At 43.1% G+C, this 14,882-nt stretch carries 14 protein-coding genes and 1 pseudogene; 1 reads left to right on the forward strand and 14 read right to left on the reverse strand.

Features of this window, described 5'->3' with window-relative positions:
- Window positions 1-14 precede the first annotated feature (14 nt).
- The 11 genes from O3605_RS06855 to O3605_RS06905 form a co-directional block, all read right to left on the reverse strand.
- Window positions 15-728, reverse strand: a complete 714-nt coding sequence (locus tag O3605_RS06855) for a dimethyladenosine transferase (protein WP_371585697.1) — start codon at window positions 726-728, stop codon at window positions 15-17.
- An 88-nt stretch (window positions 729-816) separates the two neighbouring features.
- A complete protein-coding gene (locus O3605_RS06860) occupies window positions 817-2,226 on the reverse strand; it encodes an SseB family protein (protein ID WP_049471810.1) in 1,410 nt (469 codons plus the stop codon).
- A gap of 132 nt (window positions 2,227-2,358) precedes the next feature.
- Window positions 2,359-2,949 carry a ribonuclease M5 gene (gene rnmV, locus O3605_RS06865; protein ID WP_371585669.1) on the reverse strand — a complete coding sequence of 197 codons (591 nt, stop codon included), beginning with the start codon at window positions 2,947-2,949 and terminating at the stop codon, window positions 2,359-2,361.
- Window positions 2,921-3,691: a TatD family hydrolase gene (locus O3605_RS06870; protein ID WP_371585671.1), complete on the reverse strand. Its 771-nt coding sequence runs from the start codon at window positions 3,689-3,691 to the stop codon at window positions 2,921-2,923. Before O3605_RS06870 ends, rnmV begins: the two co-directional genes overlap by 29 nt.
- A 125-nt stretch (window positions 3,692-3,816) precedes the next feature.
- Complete coding sequence (gene rpmH / locus O3605_RS06875) at window positions 3,817-3,951, reverse strand: 50S ribosomal protein L34 (protein ID WP_003003086.1); 135 nt, start codon at window positions 3,949-3,951, stop codon at window positions 3,817-3,819.
- Between the two features lie 147 nt (window positions 3,952-4,098).
- Window positions 4,099-4,728 carry an HI_0552 family protein gene (locus O3605_RS06880; RefSeq protein WP_371585674.1) on the reverse strand — a complete coding sequence of 210 codons (630 nt, stop codon included), beginning with the start codon at window positions 4,726-4,728 and terminating at the stop codon, window positions 4,099-4,101.
- 75 nt (window positions 4,729-4,803) lie between these two features.
- Entirely contained in the window at window positions 4,804-5,751 is a 948-nt protein-coding gene (gene jag, locus O3605_RS06885) for an RNA-binding cell elongation regulator Jag/EloR (RefSeq protein ID WP_023919242.1), read from the reverse strand.
- A gap of 15 nt (window positions 5,752-5,766) precedes the next feature.
- Window positions 5,767-6,582, reverse strand: a complete 816-nt coding sequence (locus O3605_RS06890; RefSeq protein ID WP_037599411.1) for a YidC/Oxa1 family membrane protein insertase — start codon at window positions 6,580-6,582, stop codon at window positions 5,767-5,769.
- 1 nt (window position 6,583) lies between these two features.
- Window positions 6,584-6,925: a ribonuclease P protein component gene (rnpA, locus tag O3605_RS06895; protein ID WP_003002960.1), complete on the reverse strand. Its 342-nt coding sequence runs from the start codon at window positions 6,923-6,925 to the stop codon at window positions 6,584-6,586.
- A 78-nt stretch (window positions 6,926-7,003) separates the two neighbouring features.
- Window positions 7,004-7,681: a CPBP family intramembrane glutamic endopeptidase gene (locus tag O3605_RS06900; RefSeq protein WP_049497084.1), complete on the reverse strand. Its 678-nt coding sequence runs from the start codon at window positions 7,679-7,681 to the stop codon at window positions 7,004-7,006.
- Window positions 7,682-7,766: 85 nt separating this feature from the next.
- Entirely contained in the window at window positions 7,767-8,660 is an 894-nt protein-coding gene (locus tag O3605_RS06905) for a TDT family transporter (RefSeq protein ID WP_049497083.1), read from the reverse strand.
- Window positions 8,661-8,898: 238 nt separating this feature from the next.
- Between O3605_RS06905 and O3605_RS06910 the strand changes: the two are divergent.
- Window positions 8,899-10,101 (forward strand): annotated as a pseudogene (locus O3605_RS06910) (IS110 family RNA-guided transposase).
- A gap of 267 nt (window positions 10,102-10,368) precedes the next feature.
- On the opposite strand, the gene gltX reads toward O3605_RS06910, so the two are convergent.
- From gltX to O3605_RS06925, 3 genes are all read right to left on the reverse strand, one after another.
- Window positions 10,369-11,826, reverse strand: coding sequence for a glutamate--tRNA ligase (gltX, locus tag O3605_RS06915; protein ID WP_155199120.1), 1,458 nt, complete (start codon window positions 11,824-11,826; stop codon window positions 10,369-10,371).
- A gap of 385 nt (window positions 11,827-12,211) precedes the next feature.
- On the reverse strand, window positions 12,212-12,994 hold the full coding sequence (locus O3605_RS06920) for an alpha/beta hydrolase (protein WP_155199119.1): 783 nt from the start codon (window positions 12,992-12,994) through the stop codon (window positions 12,212-12,214).
- 70 nt (window positions 12,995-13,064) lie between these two features.
- Complete coding sequence (locus O3605_RS06925) at window positions 13,065-14,726, reverse strand: ribonuclease J (RefSeq protein WP_049497079.1); 1,662 nt, start codon at window positions 14,724-14,726, stop codon at window positions 13,065-13,067.
- Window positions 14,727-14,882: the final 156 nt, after the last annotated feature.

Here is a 14,882-nt window from a genome sequence, read left to right on the forward strand (position 1 = left end):
CTCTTTTCTATTTATTAGCTAAAAACAATATATAAAACCCACATAATTCCTAGTGCCAACAAAATCCAAAACACTAAAAGAACACGAGACTTGTTCCCTTGTGAATCGGCTCCAGTCATATCGATCGCTTTCTTATCTTCTTGGGGGTTCATTTTCTTCAGTTCATCCTGATAGGCAACCGAATCTAGAATATTGTCTTCTGGCAATAATTCTGAAGCATAATAATCAGGAAAGCCCATAGCAAGACCAATTAAGTTCTTTTCTGTCAAAGAAAAATCTAAATCTTTGGGTTGATTTTCCCGAATAGCTCGTATATTTTTTAACAGTTTATCAGAAACAACAGACACTTGGTCCATAAAAACAACATCTAAGACATCAAATCCGAGCACATCACCATCTTTTACGTTTGCAAGAATATAACGAACAAAGGCATCATATAATTGTAAGGTCTGAGAAGCATTTTCTTCTAAAAAAGAGCGGTTTTGGAGGGCACTTTGCCGGAATTTTTCAATAGGAAGCAAGATATCTACATTCTGCTCTTGGTAAAATCTTTCTGCTTGCTCTTCATCTTCTTCGAGTTCTTCTGCTGTTTCCCAGAGAGCAATAGGAGCTTTTAAGTCTTCTTCATCCCAAAACAATTGCCAAAAATAAGGTATCGTGTAAATTCCCTCTGTTAAGATACGAGCTTCATCTCCGTTTTTTAAGTAAATATAACTTCTATTCGCCATTCCATTTCCTTTCAAAATCTTTGAAAAAGGGTAGTGGTTCAGGTAAGATGTAGATAAAACTATATAGTTTCCCAATGAAAGAAACTCTCTAATCTTTATCTCTGCCTTCTAGTTCCTCACTAAACTTTTGCATTTCCTTAAAAGCTGTTAGGCTAACATAGGCACCCGCTTCATAATACTCCGTTGGATTTATGGCATAGTCAAAGCCTTCAATCATGCCACCAGCTTCTTCAATCATGCCATTCCACTTTTCATCAAAGACCATTCGCAGACGTTTCCAATCAGTAAATACTGGCACAGAATTGCGCCCATCTTTTCCTTCTCTGACTGGGATGCTGAACTTAGCGTCTTCTTTCAATACAAAGGAGTTGGCTCCCTGACTCTTATCGGGGAATCCCGAAGTAGCATTTAAAGGAATGAGGAGTTTGGCTTTTGGCATGGCTGCTGAGAAGAATTTATAATAGAGCTTATATATTACTTCTTCGTCATCTGTTGTAGGCTTATCCATCTGCCCCATCAACAGCATCCATCTTACAATATCAGGATTCATAACAGGAACTTGTATCTCTGGTAGGTTCGAAAAATCTGGTTTCTGAACCAAAACAGAAGCACTAATGCTGACTTCCTTGGTATTAAAGGCTGCTCCCAAAGCTCCATTTAAGTAAAAGGCTGTCCCAAGAAAATTCTCAATTCCTTTTTTATCTGCTGTATTTTCAATCAGTTTCACAACTGAATTTGGTCGACGATCAATGGTTTCCTTAAATTGGTGATACCAACGCGGCGTATATAGCATGATCATCGGGTCTGAACAGAGATAGCCCTCTTCACCTTTATCATAGGTCGTTGAGAAAAGATACGCTTCCCCCGTTTTTTCTGAAAAGACCGCGTAAATCGAATCTGCTGCTAACAACTTGTCCTTGACGATTTCTGCTAGGCGTTCTAGCTTTCGAGTGTTAGCTTGATAGCTTTCTTCACTTTCAGTTTTCTGATTTTGACGGCACTCCCATAAAAAGAGGCGCAATATTTCTATGCTATCATCAAGACTAGCGGCTTGATAGTCTTCATTGGACATTTGACCTTTTTGGACAATTACAAACGCGTTATAAAGAGCATCTGTATAGCTTGATAGCCGTTGTTCCTCATCGACACCATAACTATAGAGAACACTTCCCTTTTTAAGATTAACCAAGGAAGTTTCCATATCGATGACCAAATGAGCTAGAGATTCATCCGTGAGAACATCTACATCCTTATTTTGATTAATGAGTTTTTTCACGACTACAGAACCAAGAGCGTCCATACCTTGATCGGGATTGCAAAATTGCAGACAATCCCCAACCTTGAGTCCGCCCTCTAAGCTCCCAATAATCAATAACTCATTCGTCTCCTTTATCGGAAATAGTTCTAGAACTCCCAAGCATGTTTTGTCAATTGACTCTACTGTTTTGTTTGTTGCTTCAGTTGTTTCTGTCTTTTTTAAAAAATCGAAGATTCCCATAAATTATCCTCATTATCTACACTCATAACAAATCCTATGGAGTCACTTTTCTAATGCTTGCAACCAAGCCTGATTAAACCGTATATACTTACTTCTATTGCGTCATCTTCCCCTTGCTTTTGGGGGAGTTTCTCAATTCTCATAACTTTTCATGGTAGCTTCAACCTCAGCCAAACTAATTCCAAACAACTCCAAGCGTTTGAGTAATTGCTTGCCATTGCAGTAGCCGATGCGCAAGGCTTCTCCTAGATATTCCCGCCGTTTGCGACTATCGCTTCCCATCAACAGTCCAAGCCGCATCAAGTCGGTCTTTGTGATATCAAAGAAATTTTCATCTTCGTAAGACCCGACCAGTCCAGCTAGGGCTTTTTCTAAATCTTCAAAGTTCGCATGCTCCACTCCAAGAGAACGCCCCTTGGTCTTGGATTTGGGGACTGCTTCACCACGATTTAAAAAGGCATGTTTGGCTTGGGGCACCTCTTGCATAATGATCTTGCGAATGCGCTCGCCATTATAGTCTGGATCGGTAAAGACAATGACCCCACGCAACTCTTGCAAGGTAGCAATCCGTTCTAGGTCATCTTGATCGATCGCAGAGCCTCGTGTTTCATAGGTATCCACCTCATAAAAACGACGGAGATTGGCTGTGTCGTCCTTGCCCTCCACGACAATCACTTCTGGTATTTTTCTTTTCTCAGTCAAGGGCAAATACCTTTCTTGCATTGTCATAGGTTGCCTGAGCCACTTCTTCTGTTGTTAAGCCACGTAGTTCTGCAATGAAGTCTACTACATAACGTGTGTAGGCTGTTTTATTTTCCCGACCACGTTTGGGAACTGGCGCCAGATAAGGGGCATCTGTTTCAACCAAGATCTTGTCTAGCGGCAGGCCAGCTGCTGCTTCTTGGACATCTGTGGCTTTCTTAAAGGTCACCACTCCAGAAAAGGAAATCATCATTCCCAAATCCATGAAGCGTTTCGCTTCTTCTAAACTTCCTGAGAAAGAATGCATGATCCCACCGCGAGGACCAACTCCTTCACTCTTGATGATGCCATAAGTATCTTCTAAAGCATCGCGTGTATGCACCACAAAGGGGAGGTCCAAGTCCTTAGACAATTGAATCTGACGACGAAAAACCTTTTCTTGGACATCTTTTGGTGCCGTCATCCAGTGGTAATCCAGACCGATTTCTCCGAGTGCGACAACTTTGGGATGTTTTAGCTGTTCAAGTAAATAGGCCTCCACTTCAGGACTATAATCGCCTGCCTCAGTGGGGTGCCAACCAAGCGTGAGATAGAGTTCTGGATGCTGGTCTGCCAACTCCATGGCACGCTCAATCGTCGGTTTGTCAAAACCAACGATATTGTGGGCTACAACACCCATTTCCTTGGCCAAGTCGAGCTCTTCTTGTTCTTTTCCTGCGAATTCTTCCACATTGAGATGGGTGTGGGTATCAAAAATCTGCATGATCTTCCTTTTCTTCCGAGTTTTTCTTCTTTCTATTATAGCAGAAAGCGCCTCTAAATTCACTTTCGGACAAAACAAAAACCAGTAGTCTCGAGTTTCTACTGGTTTTTAGGTTTTTATCTGAATTAGGCAGCCAAAACTTTGCGTCCTTTACGACGACGAGCTGCCAATACGCGACGACCATTTTTAGTTGCCATACGGTGACGGAAACCATGTTTGCGCGCACGACGAAGTTTACTTGGTTGATAAGTACGTTTCACGATGAATACCTCCTCATAGATTTTGTATTCGTTTAGCCGGCTAGTTGTGATCAGTTACTAAACATACTTTACTATTCTATCGGATTCGACTCTATTTGTCAATAGCTATGGCAAAATTGTTGCAAATACAGGTCGGAGAACACCTTTCTACACCTGACGGGTTGCCAAGTAATAGGGTTCCAGAGCCACCAGCGCCTCTTGCAACTGATCCAGGATATTCTCTAGGGAACTCTCCTCAACTAGAGAAACATCGTATTTGACGAGGACCTTACGAACCGTCCCTTCTGCTACTCCTTGCAACAGATCATGGCGATTCTTTTCTGTTCCTTCTACCCTTTGACTCTCTCCATTTTTCTGGGCGAAATAATAAACTGGCTGAGTGATGGGTATGGTGAGAACCATTTGTTGTTTTTGAAGGCTCTGCTCATCTTTTTTTCGCTCGATAAAGCTCACCTCTAAGGAAACTCCAAAATCAACTGCATCTCCATAAAGCCTCAAGGCAAACATGGGCTCTGCCATCGTCCCCGCTCCTTTTAGATAGGCCCAAAAATGAGGCCGCAAGATCTGGGCCTGGTTCATCCATTGACTGGTCCGATCTTGCTCCAAGTAGGGGTGGCGCTTCTGAAAGGCTGAGACCAAATCGGTGAATTCCTTACGAGCCGCTTGAGCTAGGGCACGATACTGCTCCATCTCCGATGCTAGCACCCCTGCCTTTGCTGGAGCCAGGTATTTCATTCCTTGAAGCTTTAAAAACTCTCGAATCGCTGCAAATGCCATCTGCTTCCTTTCTAAACCTAAAAAAGGAGAGATCGGCTCAATCCCGTCTCTCCCTTATGGGAAATAATAGCTTGATTATCCTTCGATGTCTACCACTACGTAACGGTTTGGTTCTTCCCCTTCAGAGTAGCTAGTGACTCCTTCCATCTTAGAGACAATACGGTGAATGATTTTGCGTTCACTGTTTGACATCGGATCTGTCTGTTGGGCTTGCCCATCTTCGAGGGCACGCGTTGCCAACTTCTGAGCATAGCTTTGAAGAACTTCCGCCCGGTGTTCTACATAGTCATTAACATTAATAGTAATGTAAAAATTCTTTGAGTAGCGGTTATAGAGGTAATTTTGTGCCAAAAGTTGAAGAGCCTTCAAGACTTTTCCGTGGTATCCAATGACACGTCCCGGTTCATTGGTATCAATTTGCATATTGACCGTACGGCGGTTGTGACTGCTTGAGATGGTCGCATCCACATCCATTTCATCGACCACTGTTTGAACATAGGCTGTCACATCATCTACGACTTCTTCGATGTTGTAGTTTTCCTCTACCTCGATACCAAGGTTTGAGAAATCAGATTCGCTTGATTCTTTTATCGCTGGTTCTTTGACTTTTTCAAGGATATGTTCATGCCCTTTTTCTTCAAGAACGGTATCTGCTTCTTTGTCATGTTTCAGGATTTCTGTCTTGATTTCTTCAGAGACAACTTCTCCTTCTTCTTCGACCTTTTTGATCGCTGCTACGACGCGTCCGAGATCGACCGTTGCTTCGCTCACCGTCTTAACTGGTTCGTTTTGTGCATTGATCTCATCTGGGACACCTTTGACAGCTTTTTGATTGGCTTTCACAACAGTTGTTTCTGCAATGGGTTCAATCTCTACTTGGGCTGGTTTTTTCCCAAACAAGCCAAGAAAACCTTTCTTTTCACGCGCTACAACCGTAATATGTGCCTTCATACGAGGAATATCTAAATCGTTCAGACCTTTTTGAATCGCTTCTTCAACAGTTGCTCCAGTATATAGGACCATATGTCCACCTCTTTCTTATTTTTTCTTTTTCTGTGCTTTGTTTAGGGCACGGCGTTTTTGTTTTTCCATGTCGCGCGAAGCTTGCTCTTTTGCTTCACGCTCTGCAATAATCTTGAAGGGGTTGTTCAAGAGATAGGTTTGCCCGACTTGGTAAGCATTGGAAGTCACCCAGTATAGTGCGACCCCGCTGGCTGAGAACAAGGCAAAGAAGAAGATCATCACAGGCATCACATACATCATGGTTGTCGCACTACCATTGCGCTCTGGCATGGCTTTATTTGTCAACCAACTGCTGAAAAATGTGAAGAGTGCTGCAAGAACCGGCAAGATATAAGTCGGGTCGATCGCACCAAGGTCCAACCAAAGGAAGTGACCGACTTTAAGGAATTCGACACGGCTCAGCGCTTGGAACAAGGCCATCAAGACCGGCATCTGGATCAAGAGAGGAAGGAAGGCTGAAGACGTTTTGACGCCTTTTTCCTTGTAAAGGGCCCGCATCTCTTCAGAAAGCTTAGTCCGGCTATCGAGATCCTTCCCAGGATACTTAGCTTGCAATTCCTTGAGGAGGGGTTGAATTTCCTGCATTTTGCGGGTTGAATTCATTTGATATTGGAAGAGAGGCAAGAGGACCGTCCGAATCACAATGGTAAAGACGATAATCCCTACACCGATACTTCCGCCAAAGGACAAGAAGCGGATGGCTTCTGCAAAGAAGTAGACGAAGCGTTCCCAACCACCTGTCGACTGAGCTGTCACTTGAGAAGTTCCACAAGCTGTCAAGACCAATAAGGCCGCTCCAAATAATCCAGTTAACTTCAGTTTCTTTTTCACATTATTCCCTTTCTTGGTAGACATGCGCTAATTTTAAGACATGTACAAGATTTTTCTCTACTTGATGAAAGTCGAGCTCCTCCACTCCTTTACGAGCAATGACAACAAAATCATCGGTCGTAAGGAAGGCTTGGTGTTTGATCAAAACATGGCGAATCAAACGTTTGATGCGATTTCTGGTCACAGCATTTCCCAGTTTCTTACTAACAGACAGGCCGACTCGAAAATGCGGTTGGTCTTTGCGCAAGCGGTAAACAACGAATTTCCGATTGGCAACATTTTGACCACTTTTAAAAATAGCATTAAAATCTTTGTCACGTTTGACGCGGTAGCTTTTTTTCAAACCTCAACTCCCTCTATTAAATTTATTCTATTATACCATATTTTCAAAAAAAACCAATCTCACTCAGGAAATCGGTTGCTACTTAAATACAGATAAAAGTAAAGGCAAGGTGTAGTAGAGATTGAGCAAGATATGAGCCAAAATAGGTGAAAGGAGCGTCTTGCTCCGATAATACAGGATCCCAAAAATCACACTCGGCAGGAGATAGATGATAGAAGCTCCCAGCGAAAAGGGAGTGTGGAGAAAATGCAGGCCACTGTAGATGAGGGCTGGAAGCCAAATCTCTGCATAGAGTTTCCAGCCTTTGAAGTAGGCATTCACCAAGGCTCCACGAAAGATCAGTTCTTCTGTCACTGGCCGGATGACGACCATTGCGATCACCAGGATAAGCATCCCTGTGGGGCTAATTTCCCGTGGAAACAAACTCAAAACGGCTGCCCGTCCTTGAACAAAACCACTGATGAAGTAGTCCAGCCAGTAGACCAAACAGGCCGCAAAAACAGCTTCTATCAGAGCTTGAAGGGGGTTCTTCCCCAGTTTAAACTGCGCTTTTTTAGAAAAACGGTAGACCAAAAATCCTGTAAAGACTGCATAGAGGCCTTCTAGGCCAAATAAGGTCCAATAATAGCTATTGGCGCTTGCTACGCTATTGGAGACATACTGGGCCAAGGGGCGAAATTGAGGCCGAACATAAAAATAAAACAAGAGCAGAAAAAGGGGATAAAGTAGTGAGAGCTTTCCTTTGATGAATTTCATAGATACCTTTCCTATAGAGTATGACAAATCGTATAGTGCATCTTACCATAATCGTGACAAGGTTTCAATGAAAAAGGATGACTTCCTACTCCCTGAGATAGGCCACATAACCTCCTAAAACAGCGACTAAAATCAAGAGACAAAGAAGAGTTTCCATCCATACGAGAGCTGTCAAGAAAGGCCACTGCAACAAGCCTTGGGCCATTTTCAAAGAGGTCGCTGTGATGACTGTTGGAAAGGTCAGGGCTGAAAAAGCAGGTTGAAAACCTTCTTTGATCATTCTCGGTAGACGCGTCAAAACAAAGAAATAAAAACCTTGTGAGGCAACTACCATGATCAGTAAGAACCAGACAGGAAGGCTTGCTCCACCCACACGAACCAGAGCTGCTAAAAGAAGGGAAAATGGAGCGCAATAGATGCCTTCTTGGCCCAACAGATGACTGGGCAAGGGGGACTGCTTCAAATCATGATAGATAAGGGGATAAAGAAGAAAGGTCAAACCAAAACCAATCACTAAAGCGAGATAAGCAATCTCTCTTATTCCTACAACTGGATAAGTCAAGGCTGCTACTGCAATGCCCACATAGAGAACGGTCCAACTTGGAGTGGCATTGGCTCTTGGTCGCGCTAGGACATGGGTCTTGGTAAAATAGAGAATTAAGCTCAGATCCAAGAGAAAGGCAGACCACCAGACCAACTGTGATAGACCTCCAAAGGCGGGAAAGAGGCGCAAAAGATAGGTGGATAGAATCATCCCTGCCATGGGAAAAGTCGCCATCCCAGATAAAAGGGCTGGTTGTTGGAATTCTATCTTGGCTTCTTGCCAGCGAATCGCATGGTAAACTACAAAGAAAAACCAGAAGAACAAACCTGTCAGACTAAAGGCGTGGGCAAAGAAAGGTAGCGAGTCTGCAAGAAGGTTTCCAGCGCCAACCAGTCCTAACAGACAGCCTGAAAATACTAAGGGGATCTTTTTCATCGGGAGCTCCAATCATGTTGTCGCTTTCAGTATACCATAAAAGAGAAGGAAGCAGGATAAAAAACATACTAAGATTAGTAGTGAAGAAATCTCCGACGGGAGAGAGTACTCACTACTTTTTCTTTATATTAAAGCAGAAGTATCTTGTTATGTCGTAGCTTCTTTTGGCGCTAGACGCCGAGTATTGAAAATGGAATCACCAAAATAAGGAATCATTCAAGACAAAGAGGAAAACATAATGCGGACAGTTTTTGGAATTGATGTGAGTAAAGCAAGCTCAGAAGTCGCTATTCTTGTGAATGGTGAAAGGGTTCATGGCTATACTATGCCTAATGACATTATCGGATTTTCTCGTCTACTGGAGGATCTAAAGACCGTGAGCAATCCCGAAATTATTTTCGAAGCTACTGGTGTATACTCTCGCCGACTTCAGGCCTTTCTAGAAGAAAACAGCTATGACTATACACGTCTTAATCCTTTGGAAGCTAAGAAGCAACTTGATGGATTACGAGTCCGAAAAACCGATAAGATTGATGCAGAGAAACTTGCTTCGTCACAATTTGTTCTAAACCGTAAGCCAACTTATGTTCAAGAAGAAGTCTATCAAAACTTGCATGATCTTAGCCGATTCTACCAAAATCTGACAGAGGATATCGTAAGGACGAAGAATAGGCTGCACAAAGTTCTTCAAGTCGCCTTCCCAGAAATCGAGAATCTACTATCTACTCCTACAGGTGAGCAATATTGGAATCTCGTGTCCATCTTCCCAACCAAGCATTGGGTGCTGGAACTATCAGAAGTTGAGTTGAAAGAAGCTATTCGCAACTCAACCTCTAAACGCATTTCAGAGAACAGAGTAGGTAACTTGACTGAGAAATTAGTTGGATTGGCGAGGCAATCTTATGCTGGCATTTCAAAAGCCTCTCCTATGATAAAAGAGGTTAAGTATGATGCACAGGAGAGTATAAGGTTGACAAACAGTCGGGAACAAGTTTTACAACAGTTGATAGCGTTAGCTGAACCTCTACCTGAATATGAGATTCTTCTCTCTATTCCTGGTATCGCAGAAACAACGGCTACAAGCATTATTGGCGAATTAGGAGATATTCGTCATTTTAAGTCTGTTAATCAACTCAACGCTTTTATCGGTATTGATCTCAAACACTATGAATAGGGAGATTTTCTAGGTCAAGAGCATATCACTAAGCGTGGGGATCCTTATGCAAGAAAAATTCTGTACAAATGTATTCACGATATCGCTTCAGCTAGCCATACTAATCCTTGCCATATCGCAGATTTCAATGAGAAACGAAAAAGACAATCGCAGATAACTTCAACTAAGCCACATACGATTGCCTCTATACATCGTCTCATTAGGATAATGTATTATCTTATAATGCATAATAAACTTTACAACTATACTTTATTTCAAAGTCATTAAAGTCGTCTAAGCCTTATAATTCCAACACCTTGTTTCAAAAAATGCCAGATAAGGTGTCATTTTTCTATGCTCAAATATCAGAAAAATGGCTCGAACTATCCCTCAAAAAATTCTCTTCATACATTTTCAAGAATAATGGTGAGTCGGAAACCGTATTATACTTGACAAATGGTAGAAAAAGAAGTAAAAAAATGAACTGAACCCCAAAAGTTGGATCTTTTCTGTCTAACTTTTGGGGTTCAATTCATTTACAGGCTTTTCTGATAATTATCTGATTTCTTCCAACATTTTTTCAATGTGTTGGATGGATTTCTCACGTCCAAGCAAGTAGATGGTATCTGGCAATTCAGGACCATGCATTTCACCTGAAACGGCAATACGGATTGGCATGAAGAGGTTCTTCCCTTTGATACCAGTTTCTTTTTGGACCGCTTTGATTTGTGGGAAGATATTTTCTACTACAAACTCATCGTCTGACATGGCTTCAAGTTTTGCTTTGAAGGCTTCAAGTACCGTCGGCACTGTTTCACCAGCCATGACTTCTTTCTCTGCTTCGGTCAATTCTGGGAAGTCTGAGAAGAAGAGGTCTGTCAATGGAACGATTTCATCCACTGACTTCATTTGTGGTTTGTAAAGTTCCACTAATTTCTCAGCCTTGTCTGTCAAACGTCCTGCTTCTTCGAGGAATGGTTTGGCCATTTCAAAGATAGTCTCAAGATCCGCATTCTTGATGTACTCATTGCTCATCCAGTCCATTTTCTTTTGGTCGAAAGCAGCTGGAGACTTGCTGAGGCGGTTTTCGTCAAAAAGTTTAATGAGTTCTTCACGAGAGAAGATTTCGTCTTCCCCACCAGGGTTCCAACCAAGAAGAGCGATAAAGTTAAAGACTGCCTCTGGAAGGTAACCTTTCTTCCGGTAATCTTCGATAAACTGAAGGGTATTCGTATCACGTTTAGACAACTTCTTACCAGTTTCAGAGTTGATGATCAAGGTCATGTGACCGAACTCTGGCGCTTCCCATCCAAGCGCTTCATAGACCATGAGTTGTTTTGGAGTGTTGGCAATGTGGTCATCTCCACGGATAACGTGAGAGATTTGCATATCGTGGTCATCGATCACAACAGCAAAGTTGTAAGTTGGGTAACCATCTTTCTTTTGGATGACCCAGTCCCCACCGATATTGCCGCCTTCAAATTCGATATCGCCTTTGACCATATCATGCCATTTGTAGATACCTGACTCATTCACTGCCAAACGAACCGTTGGAATCACACCTGCTGCTTCCCGTTCTGCGATGTAAGCTGCTTTTTCTTCTTCGCTCATGCCAAGGTATTCGTTGATGTAGCGAGGTGTTTCCCCAGCTGCTTCTTGGCGTTCACGTTCCGCTGCCAACTCTTCTTCTGTAACGTAAGATTTATAGGCTTTACCTTCAGCCAAGAGTTGGTCAATGTATTTTTGATAGAGTTCCAAACGTTCAGACTGGCGGTAGTTTTCATGCGTCTCTGGGCTTTCATCCCAGTCCATGCCCAACCAACGAAGGTTTTCAAGCTGTGAACGTTCTCCGTCTTCGACGTGACGTTTGCGGTCCGTATCCTCGATACGGATGATAAAGGTTCCACCATGGTGGCGTGCATACAAGTAGTTAAACAATGCTGTACGAGCATTTCCGATGTGTAATAGCCCTGTTGGACTTGGTGCATAACGCACACGAATATCTTTTGCCATATTTCTCTCCTCTTATCTTGTTCGCTATTTCTAGCTCATTTTTCAATCGTTCCTATTATACCACAAAGAAAGCAGGACTGAAATGAATAAGTGACCTTTCTAGCCTTTCTTCCTATATATATGAAAAAAGCCAGAACAAATGCTCTGACTTATATCCAATCTATTTGTATCTTATTAAACGAACACGGGCTACGGATTGTGTCAAAAACGAAAGCTGAATAGCAATTAATTCAAGACACAGTAGCTGATTGGATTCTTCTGTCGCTTTCTAAGCTCAGAAGAATACCTAATCAGCCTTGTGGGGGTAGGACGACGAAGCGTTTATAAATGATATCGCTTCTGTCCTACTCCCTATTTTCACTGTGCATTTTACGGGCTTTGTATCTTATTTTAACCGTTCTTCTAATTCAAAATCGATTGGCAGGGTTTGTAAAAAGTGCTCCAACTCACGTTCCCAGTAGAACCATTCGTGCTTGCCTGAGCTGTGGGTATAGGTGACATCCAAACCTAACTTTTCTAGTTCCTTGACTTCAAAATTATTGGCCTCATAGAGGAAATCCTGCTCCCCACACCAGATCCATAGTTTGGTCTTCTTATCTGAAAACTTCTTGGCAGCAGTCTCTAGCGAATAGGGACTGGTTGTCCAATCCTCAATCTCTCCAAAGATCCCCTTCCAAAAAGCTGGTTGTTCCAAGTCATTGTTTTCAAAGTCCCGATCGTGGAAACTCAGAGCACCGGAAAAACTAGCCGCATGGGAGAAACGATTTGTCTTGAGAGCCAAGAGCATGGATCCATAGCCGCCCATGGATAGACCAGCAATAAAGGTCTTCTCCCGTTTCTTGGTCATATTAGGGAAGAAGCGAGAAAGAGTCTCTGGCAATTCCTCCGCAATGGCCGTGTAGTAGTTGTAGCCATACTGGGTATCTGTGTAAAAGCCATTATTGGTATTGGGTAGGACCACGATTAGATTGGTATTTCGCAAAATGCGCTCCACATTAGTCCGCTTCAACCAGGAATGGTGGTTTCCATTCATCCCGTGCAAGAGATAAAGGACTGGAATATCTGTATCCGCTGGATCTTCCACGCGCGATGCATCGGGATAAAGGACGGACACACCCCACTCCATCTTCAAGGCTTCTGAATAATACTCAATCTGCATAACTGCCATTTGATTTCCTCTTTCTACTGTTAAAAACACTCGGCAAGCCTCTGGCTGCCAAGCGTTTCGTTTTCTACTATTATTTCACTTCCATCACGACTGGTAGGATGGCTGGACGGCGTTTGGTTTGTTCAAACAAGAACTTAGACAAGTTGTCGCGTACCAAGCCTTTTAACTCACCCCAGTCAAAGCTGTCTTGTGCCAAATAGTCTTCAACGCTTTGGTTGACCAATTCGCAACTTTCACGAAGAATATCCCGACTCTTCTTAACATAGACAAAACCACGGGTGTGCACACGCGCTTTGGAAATAATCTTCTTCTCTTTGCGATTCACTGTGATCGCCACGATAAAGATCCCGTCTTCTGACAAGACCTTGCGGTCACGAAGGACAATATTGCCCACATCACCAATGGCATTCCCATCGATCATAACATCTCCAGCTGAGACGCTACCGGCAGGGACAAAGTCCCCCTTTTCGTACTCCATCACAGTTCCGCGTTTTGGAATAAAGATATTCTCAGGCAAGATACCGACTTCCATCGCTACTCGTGCATGGGCATCCAATTCGCGGTATTCCCCTTGGATCGGGAAGAGATATTTAGGACGAAGAAGGTTGATCATCAACTGCAAGTCCCGTGCGTTTCCGTGACCAGACACGCGCAAGCTTGACGTGATCAATTTGACAATGCCACCCGCTTGGTAGACCATGTTTTCCACACGAGCCACCACAGCTTCTTTAGCAATAGATGGTGTTGTAACGACGTAGACCAAGTCCCCATCTTTGATTTCCACATAACGGTGACGGCCAATAGACATCTTGCGCAAACCGTTGATCGGCTCACCCATCCGGCCTGTTTCCAAAATGATCAATTCATGATCCTCGAAACGGCTCATTTCTTTTGGCTTGATCAAGAGTTTTTCGTTGGCAAGAGACAATTTGTTCAAGCGAATAGCTGTACGGACGATGTTTTCCACATCAAACCCTGTCAAGACCACTCGACGGCCAGTCTCAGCCGCAGCATCAAAGACCTGCTGGATCCGAGAAAGGTTGCTGGCTACCGCAGCTACGATGACACGACCATCCCAGTCTGCAATCGTATCTAAGATGGCATCGCCTACTTCTTGCTCACTGGCAACTTGAATATTACTATCCGCATTGGCCGAATCACTCAAGAGAGCGAGTACGCCTTCGCGTCCAATCTCAGCTAGGCGAGCAAAGTCTGTCGCATATGACTCGCTGGCAGTTTGGTCAAATTTAAAGTCTCCTGTGTAGACGATATTGCCCTCAGGAGTGCCAATCACAATCCCGATACTTTCAGGGATGGAGTGGGTTGTTTGGAAGAAAGAGACGACGGCATCGCCAAAATCAATCTCAGAATTCTGATCGATGACATGGAAATCGTTGAATTTCTTCACACTGTCATTGCTTTTTACAAAGAGTTTAGCCAACTCAATGGTCAACTCTGTCCCGAATACAGGAACTTTTGCTTCCGCCAAAAGATAAGGCAAGGCCCCAATGGCATCTGCGTGACCATGGGTCAAGAAAACACCCGCAATGCGGTCCTTGTTTTCAAATAGATAATCCATGTTGGGGATAACGACATCCACCCCAAGTTGCTCATTTTCTGGATACTTCAAACCTGCATCCAAGACAAAAATTGAATCGTTCACTTCGGCAACGTAGAGATTTTTCCCATTTTCTCGAACACCGCCAAGAGTGACTAATTTAATACTACTCACTGTTGTCTCCTTTAGTGTGATTATTTTAATACTTACGGTCCTTGGTCGCCCAAGTCGAATTACAGCTTTGCAAATACTTGCATATCCACTTTATTATACAATTTTTTTCTCTTTTTTTCAAAAAGCTTTCCACAGCAAAAAAGTCCTCTCATCTGA

The sequence above is a fragment of the Streptococcus sp. 27098_8_99 genome (assembly GCF_041431935.1).
Taxonomy (GTDB): Bacteria; Bacillota; Bacilli; order Lactobacillales; family Streptococcaceae; genus Streptococcus; species Streptococcus parasanguinis_D.